Origin of the sequence: Anaeromyxobacter soli (assembly GCF_022808855.1) — a bacterium.
GTDB classification, from domain to species: Bacteria; Myxococcota; Myxococcia; order Myxococcales; family Anaeromyxobacteraceae; genus Anaeromyxobacter; species Anaeromyxobacter soli.
Map to the genome: position 1 here is coordinate 153,627 of NZ_JAKZLF010000009.1, position 16,600 is coordinate 170,226.

Below are 16,600 nucleotides of genomic sequence, written 5' to 3' on the forward strand. Positions count from 1 at the left end.
CCCCGGAGGTACCATGAAGCTGACGACACGCATCACGCTCGCCGCGGCCCTCGCGCTCCTCGCCGGCCCCGCGGCCGCGCAGAAGAAGCCGGCGCCGGCCGGCAAGCCCGCCGCAACGAAGCCGGCCGCCGGCGGCGCGTGCGTCACCTGCCACGCGAAGGTGAACCCGAGCATCGTGAAGGACTGGGAGCTGTCCCGGCACTCGAAGGTCGAGGTCGGCTGCGTCGAGTGCCACGGCTCGGCGCACAAGACGAAGGACGACTTCGCGAACGCGAAGATGCCGACCCCGGACACCTGCGGCCAGTGCCACGACGCCCAGGTCGCCCAGTTCAAGAAGGGGAAGCACGCCTTCGCCTGGGCGGCGGTGAAGGCCATGCCGACCTTCCACTACCAGCCGGTCGCGATCCGCGAGGGGCTGAAGGGCTGCGGCGGATGCCACAAGCTCGGCCTCAAGACCCCCGAGGAGCAGGCCGAGCTGCGCAAGGTGGCCGGGCCCTACGGGAACGCCTCCTGCGACGCGTGCCACACGCGCCACCTGTTCTCCAAGGCTGAGGCACGCCGCCCGGAGGCCTGCCAGACCTGCCACATGGGGTTCGATCACCCGCAGTGGGAGATGTACAGCGGCTCGAAGCACGGCGTGCGCAACGCGCTCAAGCAGACGGGCGCGATCCCGCAGTACTCGGCCGCGCCGACCTGCCAGGACTGCCACATGCAGGAGGGGAACCACGAGGTCCGCACGGCCTGGGGCTTCCTCGCCGTCCGGCTGCCCTTCCCCGAGGATGACCCGCAGTGGAAGGCGGATCGCGTCACCATCCTGCAGGGCCTCGGCGTGCTCGACCCGTCGGGCAACCCCACCGGCCGCCTCGACGTCGTGAAGGCCGCCGACGTGGCGCGGCTCACCCAGGAGGCGTGGGACGCGGAGCGTACGAAGATGCTGAAGACCTGCAACCAGTGCCACTCGGGCGAGTTCGCGAAGGTCCAGCTCCAGCAGTCCGACGGGATGATCCGCGACGCGGATCACGCCATGGCCGAGGCGATCCGCGCCGTGGCCGGGCTGTACCAGGACGGCATCCTGCCCAAGCCGAAGAGCTACGCCTTCCCGTTCCCGGACCTGCTCACGTTCCACGACGCGCCCACGCCGGTCGAGCAGAAGCTGTTCGTGATGTTCCTCGAGCACCGCATGCGCGCGTTCCAGGGCGCGTTCCACGCGAACCCGGACTATGCCAACTGGTACGGCTGGAGCGAGATGGCGCGCGATCTCGTCGACATCAAGGCGGAGGCGGCCACGCTCCGGCGCGAGCACAAGGCCACGCCCGCCCAGGGTCCCGCGCCCGCGGCACAGCCCACGCCGAAGAAGTAGCGTCACGTAGGGTGATGGACGAGGGGAGGCGTCTCGAGGGCGCCTCCCCTCCTCGCGTCCGGGCGTCACCGCCCGTCCGGGTCCCTCGACGGAAGCCGCGGCGGTCGCTAGAACGGGCGCCATCCTAGGGAGGCCCCATGACCCGGCGGCTCGCCTCGAAGCTCCTCCTCGCCGTCACCGTCGCGACCCTCGGCTGTGCAGGGACGCGGCGTGACGGCGCCGCCGCGGCCGCCGCGCCCGGAAAGGCCGGCGCGCCAGCGGCCGCCGCCGCGCGGCGCGAGGGCCTGCCGCCCATCGTCGACCGGGAGCTCATCTTCGGTGATCCGGAGATCTCCGCCGCGCAGCTCTCGCCGGACGGAGCGTGGATCGCGTTCCTGAAGCCGCTCGACGGCACGCGCAACGTCTGGGTGAAGCCGGTCGACGCGCCCTTCGAGCAGGCGAAGCCGGTCACCGCCGACCAGGCGCGTCCCATCCCGGCGTACTTCTGGAGCTGGGACTCGCGGTTCATCCTCTTCGTGCAGGACCACGCGGGCGACGAGAACTACAACGTCTACGCGGTCGATCCGCGGGCGGCGCCCGCGCCCGGCGCGAAGGTGCCGCCGGCCCGCGGGCTCACCGATCTGAAGGGCGTTCGCGCCGAGATCTACGAGGTCCCGAAGGCGCGGCCCGGAGTCGTGTACGTGGGCCTCAACGATCGGGACGCCCGGTGGCACGACCTGTACGAGGTGGAGATCGCGACCGGCAAGCGGACCCTGCTCCGCCGGAACGAGCAGCGCTTCGTCTCGTGGACGTTCGACCTCTCCGGCCGGCTCAGGCTCGGCACGCGCGTGACCGAGCGGGGCGACACCGAGATCCTCCGCGTCGATCCCGCCGGGATGCAGAAGGTCTACGGCTGCACGGTGCTCGAGGACTGCTCCGCCGCTCGCTTCGATCCGGACGGGCGGGTGTACCTCGTCACCAACGGCGGCGCGGGCGACCTCCTCCGGCTCTCCCTGCTCGACGTCCAGACCGGGGTGGAGGAGGTCCTCGCGTCGGACCCCGAGAAGCGCGTGGACCTCAAGGCGCCGGTGTTCTCCGAGGCGACCGACCGCCTCGTCGGAGCCGTCTACGACGACGAGCGGCTGCGCTTCCGCTGGAGCGACCCCGGCTACCAGGCGGACCACGCCGCGCTGCAGGCCCGCTTCCCGGATCGCGACGTGCTCATCCAGTCCACCACCCGCGACGACCGGCGCTGGCTCGTGTCGGTGACGGCCGACGTCGAGCCGGGCGAGGTCTACCTCTTCGACCGCACGACGAAGGCGGTGACGAAGCAGTACCGCCTGCGCGAACGGCTGCCGCGGCAGGACCTCGCGCACATGCAGCCGATCCGCTACCCGTCGTCCGACGGGCTCGAGATCCCCGCCTTCCTGACCCTGCCCGCGGGCGTGCCCGCGAAGGCGCTGCCGCTCGTCGTCTTCCCGCACGGCGGGCCGTGGTGGCGCGACAGCTGGCGGTGCCACCCGTTCGCGCAGTTCCTCGCGAACCGCGGGTACGCCGTCCTCCAGCCGAACTTCCGCGGCTCGACGGGCTACGGGAAGCGGTTCCTCGACGCCGGAAATCTCCAGTGGGGCGACAAGATGCAGGACGACCTCACGTGGGGCGTCCGGTACCTCGTCGCCCAGGGCGTGGTCGATCCCAGGCGCGTCGGGATCATGGGCGGCTCGTACGGCGGCTACGCGACGCTCGCCGGCGTGACGTTCACGCCCGACCTCTACGCCGCGGCGGTGGCGATCGTCGCGCCGTCGAGCCTCATCACCTTGCTCGAGACCATCCCGCCCTACTGGGAGGCGGGCCGCATCGTGTTCCACACGCGGATGGGCAACCCGACCACGCCGGAGGGCCGGGCGCAGCTCGAGCGGCAGTCGCCGCTGAATCACGTGGCCGCCATCCGCACCCCGCTGCAGATCGTGCAGGGGGCGAACGATCCGCGGGTGAAGAGGTCGGAGTCGGACCAGATCGTCGTCGCGCTGCGCGAGCGCGGGTTCCCGGTGGAGTACCTCGTGGCGCCGGACGAGGGGCACGGCTTCCAGCGGCCGGTGAACAACATGGCGGCCTTCGCCTCCGCCGAGAAGTTCCTCGCGAAGCACCTGGGCGGCCGGTTCCAGGAGGACATGCCCCCCGCGGTGGCGCAGCGCCTCCGCGAGATCACCGTCGATCCGGCGAGCGTCGCCGCGCCGCAGCGCGCCGCGCCGGCGGCTGCCCCGCCGAGGTGACCCGCGAGCGCCGCCGCGTCCCCGCGACCCTTGGGCGCGCGGCGCCGCGGACATGGTCAGGATCCGGGCGGCGTCTCCGCGTCGAGCCTGCCGACGGCGGCCGTCGACGCGACGATCGCGATCGCGCGGAAGAACAGCCCGACGACGGGGATGACCAGGACCGCGCCGACCGCGACGCCCAGCCCGAGCGTCTCGAATCGGTGGCGCTCCGTGAACGCCACCTCCTCGCGCCACGGACGCGTCAGGCGGTCCAGGAACCGCGCCAGCGCCGAGAAGGGCCGCAGGACCCACGCCGCGCGCCCGGCGCGGGCGAGCAGGCGGGAATACCAGGGCGAGGGCCCGCCGGTGCGCGGGCCGGAGAGGACCTCGATCGGCAGCTCCAGCGCGTCCACGACGAGCCAGTAGAAGGCCCACGCGCCCGCGAGCAGGGTCGCCTCGAGCGTGCCGAACGGCAGGATCCGCACGAGGATGAGGAGAGGCGCGATGCCGATCGACACCACGATCGCCTGGCGCAGCGCCTTGGCGCTCTCGGCGACCACGAGGCGGACGTAGCCGACGTCGGCGAAGGCGTCCTCGCCGGGCGGGAGCCCGAGCGCGCGGCGCGCCTCGAGGGCGACGCGCAGCCAGAGCCGCTGGAGCAGCGTCGGAGGCATGGAGGCGAGCGCGACGAACGTGACGAGGAACGCGTGGAAGGTGCCCGCCGGATCCGGATCGTCGGCGCGGGCGGTGGCGAGCGTGGCGAGAAGCGCGCACCCCGCGAAGGTGATCGCCGTCGGCACGAGCGCCGCGCGCCGGAGCGCCGGGTCCCCGGCCACGAGCCGCGCCGCGTGGAGCACCTGCGCGACCCCGTAGAGCGCGCGGTCGAGGCGCGAGACGCGCGGGGCGGCGGCGGGGTTCGACGCGTACCAGGCGATGGCGCGAGCCGCCGCGCGGGGACCGTCGAGCGGCGGGGGCGCGAGAGGGTCCTCCGGGGGAAGCGTCGAGCCCGCCCCCGTCACCGCGCGAGCTCCCCGAGGAAGCTCTTGCCCGTCTCGTGCCGCACGCCGAAGAAGTCCGAGACGGTCGCGCCCAGATCGGCGAACGAGCCGCGCGTGCCGAGCGCCCCGCCGCCTCGTCCGGGCGCGTGGACGACGAGCGGCACGTACTCGCGCGAGTGATCGGTGGAGGGGGTGGTGGGATCGCAGCCGTGGTCGGCGGTGATCGCGGCGACCTCGCCGGGGTGGAGCTTTCCGAGGATCCGCGGCAGGGTCCGGTCCAGCTCCTCGAGCGCGCGGGCGTAGCCCACGGGATCGTTCCGGTGCCCGTACAGCATGTCGAAGTCGACGAGGTTCACGAACACGAGCCCGTGGTCCACGCGGTCGAGGAGCGCCTCGGTCTTCGCGAGGCCGTCCGCGTTCCCGGCCGTGTGCACCTCGTCGGTGATGCCCCGGTGGTCGAAGATGTCCGGGATCTTGCCGACCCCGAACACCGGCACGCGCGCGTCGACGAGCTTCTCGAGGACGGTCGGCCCCGGCGTCGCGAGCGCGAAGTCCTTGCGGTTGTAGGTCCGGACGTACCTGCCCGGCGTGCCGACGAACGGGCGGGCGATGACGCGCGCCACCTTGAACGGATCGAGGATGCGTCGCGCCGCGCGGCACCAGGCGTACAGGGTCTCGAGCGGGACCGTCTCCTCGTGCGCCGCGATCTGGAACACCGAGTCCGCGGAGGTGTAGACGATGGGCTTCCCCGTTCGCTGGTGCTCCTCGCCCAGCTGCTGGATGATCTCCGTCCCGCTCGCGGCCACGTTCCCGAGCACCCCCGGCGCGCCCGTCTCCCGCAGGAAGGGCTCCAGGATCTCGGGCGGGAAGCCGTGCGGGTGAAGCGCGAGCGGCTCGGAGAGGACGATCCCCATCATCTCCCAGTGACCCGTGATGGTGTCCTTGCCCTTCGAGCGCTCCGCCATGCGGCCGTGGAAGGCGACCGGCGAGGGCTCCGGCGGCACGCCGAGGATGGAGGTCAGGTGCCCGAGCCCCATGCGGCCCATCACCGGGAGGGCGAGGCCTCCGACGGCGCGGCTCGTGTTGCCGAGGGTGTCGGAGCCCTCGTCGCCGTACTCGCGCGCGTCGGGGAGCGCGCCGCAGCCCACGCTGTCGGCGACCAGGATGACGAAGCGGCGTCGGTCCATGCCCGGATCCTAACCGGCCGGCGCCGGCGCGACGCTCAGAACGTGCCGAGGACGATGTCCACGCAGGCCGAGGCGCCGACGCGGCTCGCCCCCGCGCGGATCATCGCCAGCGCCTGCGCGGCGCTCCGCACCCCGCCCGACGCCTTGACCCCGAGTGCCCCTCCCACGACCGCCCGCAGGAGGGCGACGTCCTCGACGGTGGCGCCGCCGCCGCCGAAGCCGGTGGAGGTCTTCACGTAGGAGGCGCCGGCGCAGCGCGCGAGCGCGGCGGCGACGACCCGCTGGTCGCGCGTGAGCTTCGAGGTCTCGAGGATCACCTTCACCGGGACCCGCGCGGCGGCGACCACGCCGCGGAGATCCTCGAGCGCCGCCTCGTACCGCCCGGCGAGCACCGCCGGCAGCGGGAGCACGACGTCGATCTCCTCGGCTCCGGCCGCCGCCGCCGCGGCGGCCTCCGCCGCGCGGGCCGCCGGAGTCCCCTCCCCCCGCGGGAAGTCGGCGACCGCGATGGGCTGGACGGCGGTGTCGGCGAGGAGGAGCCGCACCTGCGGGATGTGGGCAGCGTGCACGCAGACGCCGGCGAACCCGTAGGCCCGCGCCTCCGCGCAGACGCGCGCGACGTCGACCTCGGTGGCGCCGGGGGCGAGGAGGGTGTGGTCCAGGTACGGCGCGAGGTCGCGCGGCGTCCGGATCGTCGCGGGGTCGACGGTCCTCATCGATCCTCGCTCGCGCCCGCGAGCTTCACGAGCCCGCTCGCCTCGCCGGGCGCCTCGTCCACGCCGCAGCCGTCCTCGTCCTCCTCCGCGTCGAGCCAGGGATCCTTGCCGGTCGCCGCCGCCACCTTCCCGGCCAGGTCGCGATCGAGGAGGTGCGAGGGGACCACGCGCTTGAGGGCGTGGAGGAGGTTGCCCTTCACCGCGGCGTGCTCTGCCGAGAGCTCCGCGATGAGCCCCTTCACGCGCTTGCGGCGCAGGTTCGGCTGCGAGCCACACAGGTCGCACGGGACGATGGGGAACTGCATCGCCGCGGAGAACGCCGCGATGTCCTCCTCGGCGGCGTACGCGAGCGGACGGATGACCACGTTCCTGCCGTCGTCGGAGCGGAGCTTCGGGGGCATGCTCTTCAGCGCGCCGGAGTAGAGCGCGCTCAGGAGGAGGGTCTCGATGAGGTCGTCGCGGTGGTGGCCGAGCGCGATCTTGGTGCAGCCCATCTCGGCGGCGGCGTTGTAGAGAACGCCCCGGCGCAGCCGGGAGCACACCGGGCAGGTGGTCTTGCCCTCCGGGACGAGCCGGCGCACGACCGAGTAGGTGTCGCGGTGGAGCATCCGGTACGGGACGCCCACCGACTGGAAGTGGCGCTCGACGATCTCGGCGGGGTATCCCGGCTGCCCCTGATCGAGGTTCACCGCCACGAGCTCGAAGTCGATGGGCGCGCGCTCACGCATCCGCATGAGCAGGTGCAGCAAGGTGTAGGAGTCCTTGCCGCCGGAGACGGCGACCATGATCTTGTCGCCGTTCTCGATGAGGTCGAAGTCGCGGATCGCCTCGGCGGCCGCGCGCAGGAGCCTCTTCTCGAGCTTCGACAGGTCGTGCATCGGGCGGACTCTATAGCAGCGATGCGCCGGCGTGCGCACCCCGGGGCCCCCGGAGATTTTCGTTTGACGCCACCGTCGGCCCTGCGATAAAGGCGCGGGTTCCGACAGGAAATATCGAGGGGAGCATGCCTGCGAAGGACCTGGGCACCAAGCACATCTGCTTCAAGTGCGGCACGAAGTTCTACGACCTCAAGAAGCCGGAGCCGCTCTGCCCGAAGTGCGGGGCGGACCAGCGGCAGAGCCCGGCCTTGAAGTCGCCTGCGCCCTCCGAGCGCCGCCAGCGGGCGGCTGCCCGTCCGGTCGAGCCGGAGCCGGTGGAGGCGGACACCGAGCTCGACGAGGAGGTCGAGGAGGCGGAGCCCGACGAGGACGTCGCCGCCGAGGACGAGGACGAGCCGTAGTCCGCGGCGGGCCCGGCGACTACGGGTACGCGATCTCCAGCGTCGCCGGCCCGCTCGCCGGGACGACCACGGTCGCGATCTTCTCCCCCAGCACCTCGTGCCACGCGATCGCCGTGTAGCGGCCCGGCGGCACGCCCGCGATCCCGAAGCGCCCCTCTCCGTCGCTCACCGCGTGGTAGGGCGTGTCCACGACGAGGATCCACGCGCTCATCCAGGCGTGAACGTCGCACCCGACCCTCACCGGGCCCGGTCGCGCGAGCGTCCGCTCCACGCGCTGCCCGGGGCCCGGCATCGGCACGTTGAACGTGGTCGCGACGCCCGACCAGCCGTGCACGTTGTGGAGGATGGGGTCTCCGTTCAGGAGCGCGAGCGTGGAGCCGACGGGGGCCGCCTGCACGTGCGGCACGAACCGGCAGCCGCGCTGGTCGAGGGTCACGGCGCGCGGCTCCTCCTTCGCGCCGGGGGCCACGATCCGGACCACCACGTTCGCGAGCCCGCCCTTCCCGACGAGCACCGACTCGTCGGGCGCGGCCTCGCCGCAGGCGGCGCGGTCCTTCGTGACGGGCTGGGCGGGCCGCGGCGGCGGCGTCGCGCCTGCGTAGCGCACCTGCCCGCGGAGCTCGCCCGCACGAGCGAGCGCGGGCACGAGGGAGGCGGCGGCGAGGAGCAGGCTCGCGGCGACGAGGAGCGGACGGGGAGCGGGCATCAGGGCAGGGGTCCCGGGCAGAGGTGCGACGGAGCGAATAGCCGCCCCGGGGCCCGGCGGCAACGGGCGCGTGCTCCCCGGTCCGGTGATCTTCCGCCACGGCGGCCGGCCCCCGAACGCGACGTTGACCCCCGGGCGAGCCGTCGCTAGGTCCCACTCGCCTGCACTCTCGCAGGCCCCCGGGACCCTCGTGACGATCGCCACCGCCCCCGCCCGCGCGCGCCCCTCCCCCCTGCAGGTCGCGAAAGACGTCCTCCTCCTCGCCAAGCCCCGCCTCTCGGGGCTCGTCATCCTCACCAGCGCCGGCGGGCTCGCGCTCGCGCCGGGCGACATCGGCGCCGCCCGCGCCGTCCTGACCGTCCTCGCGACGGCCGCGGTCGTGGGCGCCGCGAACGCCCTCAACTGCTGGATGGAGCGCGACATCGACGCGCGCATGCGTCGCACCCGCGACCGGCCGCTCCCCGCCGGACGCCTCGACCCGTTCACCGCGCTCGGGCTCGGGATCATGGTCCCGGTCTTCGCGCTCCCCGTGCTCGCGCTCGTCGCGAACCCGCTCACCGCCGCGCTCGCGTTCGTCGCGATCGTGACCTACGTCGCGATCTACACGCCGATGAAGCAGCGCTCGACCCTGGCGCTCCTGGTCGGCGCCGTCCCGGGCGCGATCCCGCCGCTCATGGGCTGGACGGCCGTCACCGGAGCGCTCGACGCGGGCGGGCTCGCCCTCTTCGCCCTGCTCTTCGCCTGGCAGCTCCCGCACTTCCTCGCGGTGTCGCTCTACCTGCGCGAGGACTACGCGCGCGGCGGCCTGCGCGTCTTCTCCATCGTGCACGGCGAGCGGGCGACCCGCGGGTGGATCGCGGCGACCTCGGTCGCGCTCGTGCCGGTGTCGCTCGCGCTCGTGCCGCTCCAGGTCGCGGGGCGGCTGTACGGCGCCTTCGCCGCCCTGCTCGGGCTCGCGCTGGCCGGGTACGCGCTCGCGGGGGTCGGGCGCGAGGGCGGCCGCTGGGCGCGGAACTTCTTCCTCGCCACGATCCTCTACCTGACGCTCCTGTTCGTCGCGCTCTTCCTCGGCGCGCGCTAGCGATGCGCGTGCCCGCCGCTCGCCCGGCCACTCCGCCCGCGCGCCTCGCGATCGAGGGCGTCGCCGTGCGGCGCGGCCACCGCGAGGTCCTGCGGGGCGTCTCGCTCGAGGTGCGCCCGGGCGAGATCTTCGGCCTGCTCGGGCCGAACGGCGCCGGGAAGTCCACGCTGTTCGCCATCCTCGCCGGCCTGCTCCGCCCCGACGCGGGGCGGTTCCTCCTCGACGGGCGCGCGATCGCCCCCGGCGCGCGGAGCCTCCGCAGCGCCGCCGGGATCGTGTTCCAGGATCCCGGCCTCGACGGGAAGCTCACCGCCGCGGAGAACCTCCGGCTGGGCGCGGCGCTCCACCGCGTCCCGCGGCGCGAGGTGGGCGCGCGCGTCGCCGCGCTGCTCGAGGAGGCGGCGCTCGCGGACCGCGCCCGGGAGCCCGTCGACCGGCTCTCCGGCGGGATGCGGCGCCGGCTGGAGCTCGCCCGCGCGCGGATCCACGAGCCGCCGCTGCTCGTCATGGACGAGCCGACGAGCGGGCTCGACGCCGCGGCCTTCCGGGCGTTCTGGGCGCGGGTCGCCGCGCTCCGCCGCGAGGCGGGGACGACGGTGGTGCTCACGACGCACCGTCCGGACGAGGCCGAGCGCTGCGACCGCCTCGCGGTGCTCGCGCGCGGCCGGATCGTGGCGTGCGACACGCCCGAGGCGCTCCGCGCCCGCGTATCGGGAGACGTGGTCGTCGTCGAGGCGGACGACCCGGAGGCGATCGCCGCGGACATCGGGCGGCGCCTGGGGCTCCCCGCGCGTGTCCGCGCCGACGGCGTTCACGTCGAGCGGGAGGCGGCCCACGAGCTCGTGCCACGCATCGTGGAGGCGTTCCCGGCGGGGAGGCTGCGCAGCGTCTCGGTCCGGCGCCCGACGCTCGCCGATGCATACCTCGCCATCACGGGCGAGGCGCTCGAGGAGCAGCCCGCGGCAGAGGAGGACGCGGCCGGACGGACGGACCGGAGGAGGGCGGTGCGCGCGGTCCCGGCTGCGACCTCGACCGCGACCTCGACCTCGACCTCGACCCCGACCGCGACCGCGACCGCGACTCCTAGGCCGGTCCCCCGCGCCCCCGGCCTCCCCATCCTCCGCGCCCTCGCCTTCGATCTCGCCACGGTCGCCGTCCTCGCCCGGCGCGACCTCGTCCGGTTCTTCCGCCAGCCGTCGCGCCTCGTGGGGGCGCTCGGGCAGCCCGTGATCTTCTGGCTCGTGATCGGCTCCGGCTTCGGCGAGACGTTCCGGATGCCGGGCTCGAGCGTGCCGTACCTCGCCTACTTCTTCCCGGGCGTCGTCCTCATGGTCGTGCTGTTCGCGTCGATCTTCACGACCGCCTCGGTGATCGAGGACCGGCACCGCGGCTTCCTCCAGTCCGTGCTCGCCGCGCCCGGCTCGCGCGTCGCGCTCGCCGTCGGCAAGACGCTCGGCTCGGCCGCGGTCGCGCTCACGCAGGCCGCGCTCTTCCTGGCGCTCGCGCCGCTCGCCGGCTTCGGGTACGCGAGCGTCCACTGGCCGCTGCTCCTCGGGGCGCTCGCGCTCGCCGCGGTCGCGCTGGCCGCGCTGGGCTTCGCCGTCGCGTGGGGCCTCGACAACGTGCAGGGCTACCACGCGATCCAGATGACGCTGCTCGTGCCGCTCTGGGTGGTGTCGGGCGCGATGTTCCCCGCCCCCTCGGGCACGGGCGCGCTCGCCGCGGTGATGCGCGCGAACCCCCTCGCCTACGCCGTCTCCGCCGCGCGCCGCGCCCTCGGCGGCCCCGCGGCGCCGGGCGCGCTCGCGGGCTCCGGCGCGCGGGACCTCGCGGTCTGCGCGCTCTTCACCGCCGCCGCCCTCGCGCTCGGCGCGCTCGCCACCCGGAGGGCCCCGCGATCATGAGCCTCGGCGAGGTGCTGCCCAGCGTGAACGCCACCCTGAACGGCCTCGCGTTCGTCCTCCTCCTCCTCGGCTACGTCGCCATCCGCCGGGGCCACCGCGAGCGGCACCGGGCGCTCATGCTCTCCGCCTGCGGCGCGTCCGCGCTGTTCCTCGTCGGCTATCTCACCCGCATCGCGCTCACGGGCACCCACAGGTTCCCCGGCGGGGGCCCGCTCCGCGCGGCGTACCTCGCGGTGCTCACGAGCCACACGATCCTCGCGGCCCTCGCGGCGCCCCTCGTCCTGCGCACGCTGTTCCTCGGCCTCCGGGCGCGCTTCCCGAACCACCGCCGGATCGCCCGCTGGACGCTGCCGATCTGGATGTACGTGTCGGTGACCGGCGTGGTCGTGTACGTGATGCTCTACCACCTCGCCCCGCGGGCCGGCTGAGCCGGGAACGCGTCGCGGGGCTCGCGCTGCGCTAGCATCGCAGCCATGCGCGTCCGCTCCCTCCTCGCCCTCCTCGGCCTCCCGCTTCTCCTCGCCGCCTGCGAGAAACCCGCCCGCGTCGACGTGGAGCCCACCTCGCTCCGCTTCGGGCTCCGCGGCCAGACCGCGCCGCTGCACGCGACGCCGCGGCTTCGCGACGGCAAGCCCGTGCCGAAGGAGGCCTGCCGCTGGTCGTCCTCCGACGAGAAGGTGGCGACCGTCACCGGCCCCGCCAACGATGCGATCGTCACCGCGGCCGGACCGGGAACCGCGACGATCCGCTGCACGATCGGCGAGGCGAAGGGCGAGGTCCCGGTGATCGTCCGCGTGGTCTCGCGCATCGCCGTGAAGCCCGCCTCGGTGGAGGTCCGGATGGAGGACGAGCCGCGGCCCGTGGCGCTGCAGGTCGAGGCGTTCGACGACGCCGGCGCGCCGGTGCTGGGCCGCGTCGCCTACACCCGCTGCGCCGACGAGGGCGTCTGCCGCGGCGACGGTCGCGGCCAGCTCTGGGGAGTGAGCGCCGGCAGCTCGACCGCGATCGTCGAGGTCGAGGGAGCGCGCGCGGAGATCCCGGTGAAGGTGGTGGACGCCCGCACGGCGGAGGGAAAGCCGAAGCGCGTGACCGGGAACCCGATGGACGCCATCGAGAAGGAGGTCCGGCAGCGGGAGGCGGAGGAGGCGAAGAAGAAAGGAAAGTGAGGAAGGGCGCGGCGGCGGGGCGACCCCGGCCGCAGCACTGAGTCCGACCCCGACCTCGCCGTCGACAGCGACCTCGACCCCGACCCCGACCTCGACCTCGACCTCGTCGTCGACCCCGACCTCGACCGGCCGGCTCGGTCTCGACCTCGCCGACGCGCCGTCCAGAAAGCAATCGCCCCGCCCGCTTCGCGCGGACGGGGCGAACGGGGCTCCGAAAGCGGAGGAGGCTACCTCGAGAGCGCCGCCGCCTCGCTCGCGTGCGAGCCGCGCGGGCAGAGCTTCGCGTACGCGCCGAGCCGCTGCTTCGCGCGCTCGGTGCGCTGCACGTCCGCCTCGAGCTTGCCCGAGCCCCACAGCGCCTCGCAGCTCGCGGGATCGCGCTCGAGCGCCTTCTCGTAGAGCTCGACGAGCACCTCGCGCTTCGCGCCGCGGGCGCGCTCCGCCTCGGCCATCTCCACGTAGGCGACCGCCGCACCGCCCGCGCCGCCCTGGCCGTACTCGTCGATCGCCTGCGTGAGCTCGACGAGCGCGCCGGGGATGTTGTCCTTCGCGCGGTGGAGCTTCGCGAGCGAGACGCGCGCGTCGGGGAACGGGCGGCCGAGCTGGATCGCCTTCTCGTACTGGCCACGCGCGAGGTCGGCGTCGCCGGCGGCGCGGTAGGCGTCGCCGAGCAGCAGCGCGAGGCGCGGGCTCTCGCCCACGCGCGCGACCGCGCGCTTCAGGGTCTCGAGCGCCTGCTGCGCGCCGCCCTCGCGCGCGAGCTGCGCGCGGACGAGGTCGGCGTAGAGCGACACGCGCTGCGGATCGATCGACACGGCGCGCTGGAGCGCCTCCACCGCGCCGGCGGCGTCGCCCTCGCGGAGCTTCCGCTGGCCGACGAGGTGCGGAATCTCGGGGCTCGAGGGATCGAGCTTCGCCGCCTGCGCCTCGGCCGCGGCGGCGTCCGTCGCCTTGCCGGACGCGGCGAGCACCGCGCCGCGCAGGGCGTACGCGAGCGCCTGCTGCGGCCGCGACGCGGCGGCCTGCGGCGTGAGGACGAGCTCCGCCGCCTTCCCGCCCTCCTCCACCTGGCCACGGGCGACGAGCACCTCCGCCTTCCCGAGGATCGACCAGACGTGGTCCTTCTGGATGCGGAGCGCGTAGTCGTAGAAGCCGGTCGCCGAGAGCTCGTAGCCCTCGCCGCGGCGGCGGAACTGCTCGCCGAGCAGGTACGCGATGCGCACGTCGCCGGGGCTCGCCTTCTGCGCCTTGCCGAGCACGTCGCGGGCGCCGTCGAGGTCGCCCTCGCGCAGCAGGATCGCGCCGAGCACGCCCTGCAGGAACGGGCTCTGGTTGCCCTCGCCGCCCTGGAGCACGGCGTTCACGACCTCCTTCGCGCCGGCGGCGTCCCCGCCGTACAGCTTCAGGTACGCCTCCGCCGCGACGAGGTGCGAGTGGCGCTGCCCGAGCTGGCGCGCCGCGTCGACGTGCTTCACTGCCTCGGCGCGGATCGCGTCGCCGTCGCCGTGCTCGCCCGCGCGGAGCGCGTCGACGTAGGCGAGGAACGCATGGCCGGCGATCGACTTGTCGTCGTGCTCGAGGATCTGCTGGAGCTTGCCCGCGGCCTCGACGTAGCTCGCGTGCGCGTCCTTGTCGAGCAGCGGCAGCGTGTCCTTGAGGAGCCGGTCGATCGCCTCGATCCGCTCCTTCCGCGCGCGGTTGAAGAGCACCCAGCCGCCGAGCGCCACCGCGAGCACCATGAACAGCGCGACGGTGGTCACGAACGTGCCGCGCTTCGCCCGCTTCCGCGGCGCCGCGCCGGGCGAGAGCTGGAACTCCTGCGTCGCGTACTTGTCGGCGAGCTCCTGGGCGTAGACCGCGCCGCGGGCGCGTGTCGCCGGAACCGGCGTCGGGGTGGGGACCGGGACGTCCTCCTCGAGCATGGACGCCGCCGGGCGTGCCGCGGTCACGCGGGCGGTGGTCGCGGCCGGACGGCCCAGGGCGGGCGGCGCGACGCGCGGGGCCACGGGCGGCGCGTCCGGCCCCGTACGGGGCCCGGCCGGGGGCGCGGCGGCGGGAGCGGGTCTGGCGACGGCGCTGATGCCGTACTTCTGGAGCATCTCCCGGATCTCGGGATCGTTGGGCGCGGCCTCGGCGGCACGGCGCAGCGCCGCCTCGCCCGCCTCCCGCTCGCCGAGCCGGAGGTGCAGGCCGCCGGCCATGCGCAGCGCCGCCACGAAGGTCGGGAAGGCGGCCAGGACGCCCTGGAGCTCCTCGAGCGCCTTCCGGTCCTTCCCCTGATCGGCGTAGACCTGCGCGAGCAGCACGCGGGCCGAGGGGTCGTCCGGATGGGCCTTCACGCCCTTCTTGCAGACGACCATCGCCTCCATGTACCGGCCCATGGCGAGGTAGGCCTCGGTCAGCGGGCGGTACGCGTCGGAACCGGGATCCGCGGCGAACGCGTGCTCGAGGGCGGAGAGCTCGGCGGGCGTGAGTTGCTTGGCGGGGTTGGGCATGGGGGCGGGTCGGGTCTAGCAAGGGTACCCGGGCGAGTCAAACGGTGCTTGACACGTCCCGGGCGCAGCCGCTATGAAGCGCGTCCTCGACGGCGACGAAAGTTTTCGTGGGGCTGTAGCTCAGCTGGGAGAGCGCTAGAATCGCACTCTAGAGGTCGTCGGTTCGATCCCGATCAGCTCCACCACTCCGAGAGGGCCCGGCGGAAACGTCGGGCCCTCTCCCTTTTTCACTCACATCATCGGCGCTCTCCCGACCCGCGCGCACGCGCGGGTCCGCCGCCGGCGCCGTCCACGAGGTGGAGCGTGCGCGTCGGGAAGGCGAACGAGGTGCCCGCCCGCTCCACCACCTCCATGAAGCCGAGGAGCAGGTCCTGGCGGATGGCGGTGAACTCGCCGAAGTCCGCGGTCTGGAACCAGGCCACCACCTCGACGTTCAAGGCCGACTCGCCGAGCGCGGTGAAGCGGACCGAGACCGCGTCCGGCCAGATCTTCGGGTGCGCCCGCAGGAGGCCCTCGATCCCGGCGAGCACCTCGCGAAGCTGCGCCGCCGTCGTCGCGTAGGCGAGGCCGAGGTTCGCGAGGAGCCGGATCCGGTCGCGGGGGGCGAACGTCTCGGTGCGCAGATCCGCGAGCTTGCCGTTCGGGATCGTCACGATCGTGCGGTCGAGCGTCCGGATGCGCGTAGAGCGCATCCCGATGTTCTCGACGGTCCCGAGGACGTCCTCGACCTTGATGAAGTCGCCGGTCCGGAACGGCTGGTCCACGCCGATGGAGAGCGAGCCGAAGAGGTTCTCCACCGTCTTCTGCGCCGCGAGCGCGAGCGCGATGCCGCCGATGCCCAGGCCGGCGAGCAGGCTCGCGACCTGGAACCCGAGCTCGTTCATCACGGCGACGACGCCGAGGGCGAGCAGCACCACCTTGGAGACCTTGCGGCCGACCGGCAGCATTCCCGCGAGGCTCGGGCTCGCCCGCGTCCAGGGGGACGCCGCCATGACCGCGAACGCCACGTTCACGGAGCGGAATCCGGCCCAGAAGAACGCGAGGTAGGTCGCGGCGCGGAGCAGGTGGTGCAGGACGAGCTCGGGGCCCTCGGGGAGCGCGAGCCAGGACTGGAGGACCGTCACGACCGCGATCGCCCACAGCGCGGTGAGCGGCGCGGCGACGCGCTCGAGGAGCACGTCGTCCCAGGTCGTGCGCGTGCGCGCCGCGAGGTGGCCGAGGACGAGGCGCGTGAGCCAGCCGAGCAGCGACCCGAGGATGACCGCGAGGAGGAAGAGCGCGGGGAGCGCCAGCCACTGCCACCAGAGCAGGCCGCGAGGACCCTCGGCGAGCAGCGGCGCCGGGAGGTGCTCCTCGAAGAACGGGCGCGCCGCCTCGCGCTCGACCGCGGCGCGGGCGGCCTGCGCGGCCCGCTCCGCGCGGGCGGCGCGCTCCGCGGCGCGGCGCTCCGCGGGCGGCGCCGAGGGCGCCTGCGCCA

The 16,600-nt window shown here is 74.2% G+C and carries 14 protein-coding genes and 1 tRNA gene; 8 read left to right on the top strand and 7 right to left on the bottom strand.

The window, feature by feature from the left end:
• The first annotated feature begins 13 nt into the window (after positions 1–13).
• Both MLV88_RS09315 and MLV88_RS09320 read left to right on the top strand, forming a co-directional pair.
• Positions 14–1,360 carry a multiheme c-type cytochrome gene (locus MLV88_RS09315; protein ID WP_277957014.1) on the top strand — a complete coding sequence of 449 codons (1,347 nt, stop codon included), beginning with the start codon at positions 14–16 and terminating at the stop codon, positions 1,358–1,360.
• Between the two features lie 137 nt (positions 1,361–1,497).
• Positions 1,498–3,612, top strand: coding sequence for a S9 family peptidase (locus tag MLV88_RS09320; protein WP_242338747.1), 2,115 nt, complete (start codon positions 1,498–1,500; stop codon positions 3,610–3,612).
• A 56-nt stretch (positions 3,613–3,668) separates the two neighbouring features.
• Here the strand turns inward: MLV88_RS09320 and MLV88_RS09325 are convergent, their stop codons facing one another.
• Genes MLV88_RS09325 through ttcA form a run of 4 tightly spaced genes read right to left on the bottom strand, consistent with a single transcriptional unit; the run spans position 3,669 to position 7,370 of the window.
• The gene (locus MLV88_RS09325; protein WP_242338745.1) at positions 3,669–4,610 is read right to left on the bottom strand and encodes an EI24 domain-containing protein; all 942 of its coding nucleotides are present in this window, start codon (positions 4,608–4,610) and stop codon (positions 3,669–3,671) included.
• Positions 4,607–5,776 carry a phosphopentomutase gene (locus MLV88_RS09330; protein ID WP_242338743.1) on the bottom strand — a complete coding sequence of 390 codons (1,170 nt, stop codon included), beginning with the start codon at positions 5,774–5,776 and terminating at the stop codon, positions 4,607–4,609. The genes MLV88_RS09325 and MLV88_RS09330 overlap by 4 nt, the downstream gene beginning before the upstream one ends.
• A gap of 35 nt (positions 5,777–5,811) precedes the next feature.
• Positions 5,812–6,492, bottom strand: a complete 681-nt coding sequence (deoC, locus tag MLV88_RS09335; RefSeq protein WP_242338741.1) for a deoxyribose-phosphate aldolase — start codon at positions 6,490–6,492, stop codon at positions 5,812–5,814.
• A complete protein-coding gene (gene ttcA / locus MLV88_RS09340; RefSeq protein ID WP_242338740.1) occupies positions 6,489–7,370 on the bottom strand; it encodes a tRNA 2-thiocytidine(32) synthetase TtcA in 882 nt (293 codons plus the stop codon). Before ttcA ends, deoC begins: the two co-directional genes overlap by 4 nt.
• 125 nt (positions 7,371–7,495) lie before the next feature.
• Between ttcA and MLV88_RS09345 the strand changes: the two genes are divergently transcribed.
• A complete protein-coding gene (locus MLV88_RS09345) occupies positions 7,496–7,771 on the top strand; it encodes a TIGR02300 family protein (RefSeq protein ID WP_242338738.1) in 276 nt (91 codons plus the stop codon).
• Positions 7,772–7,790: 19 nt separating this feature from the next.
• Here the strand turns inward: MLV88_RS09345 and MLV88_RS09350 are convergent, their stop codons facing one another.
• Entirely contained in the window at positions 7,791–8,477 is a 687-nt protein-coding gene (locus MLV88_RS09350) for a carboxypeptidase regulatory-like domain-containing protein (protein ID WP_242338736.1), read from the bottom strand.
• Positions 8,478–8,667: 190 nt separating this feature from the next.
• On the opposite strand from MLV88_RS09350, the gene cyoE reads away from it, so the two are divergent.
• From cyoE to MLV88_RS09370, 4 genes are read left to right on the top strand one after another with little or no spacing between them, the layout of a single operon-like run.
• Complete coding sequence (gene cyoE, locus MLV88_RS09355; protein ID WP_242338734.1) at positions 8,668–9,558, top strand: heme o synthase; 891 nt, start codon at positions 8,668–8,670, stop codon at positions 9,556–9,558.
• A gap of 8 nt (positions 9,559–9,566) precedes the next feature.
• Entirely contained in the window at positions 9,567–11,462 is a 1,896-nt protein-coding gene (locus tag MLV88_RS09360; protein ID WP_242338733.1) for an ABC transporter ATP-binding protein/permease, read from the top strand.
• Positions 11,459–11,890, top strand: coding sequence for a DUF420 domain-containing protein (locus MLV88_RS09365; protein WP_242338731.1), 432 nt, complete (start codon positions 11,459–11,461; stop codon positions 11,888–11,890). Before MLV88_RS09360 ends, MLV88_RS09365 begins: the two co-directional genes overlap by 4 nt.
• A gap of 45 nt (positions 11,891–11,935) precedes the next feature.
• Positions 11,936–12,628, top strand: a complete 693-nt coding sequence (locus MLV88_RS09370; RefSeq protein WP_242338729.1) for an Ig-like domain-containing protein — start codon at positions 11,936–11,938, stop codon at positions 12,626–12,628.
• Between the two features lie 227 nt (positions 12,629–12,855).
• Here MLV88_RS09370 and MLV88_RS09375 read toward each other — a convergent pair whose 3' ends face one another.
• Complete coding sequence (locus MLV88_RS09375) at positions 12,856–15,123, bottom strand: tetratricopeptide repeat protein (RefSeq protein ID WP_242338727.1); 2,268 nt, start codon at positions 15,121–15,123, stop codon at positions 12,856–12,858.
• A 109-nt stretch (positions 15,124–15,232) separates the two neighbouring features.
• On the opposite strand from MLV88_RS09375, the gene MLV88_RS09380 reads away from it, so the two are divergent.
• Positions 15,233–15,308: transfer RNA gene (locus tag MLV88_RS09380), tRNA-Ala, on the top strand.
• A 51-nt stretch (positions 15,309–15,359) separates the two neighbouring features.
• Here the strand turns inward: MLV88_RS09380 and MLV88_RS09385 are convergent.
• The coding region (locus MLV88_RS09385; protein WP_243337334.1) for a mechanosensitive ion channel family protein at positions 15,360–16,600 on the bottom strand (1,241 nt) is incomplete at its 5' end.